Below are 560 nucleotides of genomic sequence, written 5' to 3'. Positions count from 1 at the left end.
TGCAAATCACTTTCAGAAGCAGGGGTTACATCCTTACTCTGTGCCGAATCTTTCTCACTGGGTGTAAAATCTTCATAAATACCATAAATAGACTGTATCTTCTTATTGCTCAAATCATTTTGATAAATTTCACTGCCCGTACCGAAAATTACAACATATTTATTCGCACTTCGGCGCGAAACAGCAGGGGCTGAAGTAATTGGCTTAGTGGGTGACCCTGTAAAAATTTTGACTGGAGTCCATTTATCCGGTGTTTCACCACGCAGGTCGAAGCGGTACATATTACCCCCTCTGTCACCTGCAAAGGCAAAATCAACAACACCGTCAAAATTGGTATCGAGCAGTGTCGGCGTGGACAGCCCGCCTACACCGCCATCAACTTTAATTTTCGCTAACAAATTGCCAGCCTTACCGGCATCATCTCCGCGTTTCTCGCCTGTACCGACTTCTTTACCAAGCATTTCGTAAACATATAACGCCGTTTCGTTGGCTGCTACATCTTTTTCTTCAGCTGCGTAGCCACTGGCGAGGAAGCCTGCATAGCGGATATTTTCCTCCAG

1 protein-coding gene is annotated in these 560 nt (G+C 45.4%); it reads right to left on the bottom strand.

Annotated features, from left to right (window positions below; genetic code table 11):
- On the bottom strand, nucleotides 1–560 hold a 560-nt coding region (locus ACTHUR_RS16920), incomplete at both ends, for a PilC/PilY family type IV pilus protein (RefSeq protein ID WP_440399851.1).

The sequence above is a fragment of the Neisseria sp. P0021.S007 genome (assembly GCF_051956855.1).
Note: the sequence above shows the minus strand (reverse complement) of the source record. Positions and strands in the feature narration are given on the sequence as shown.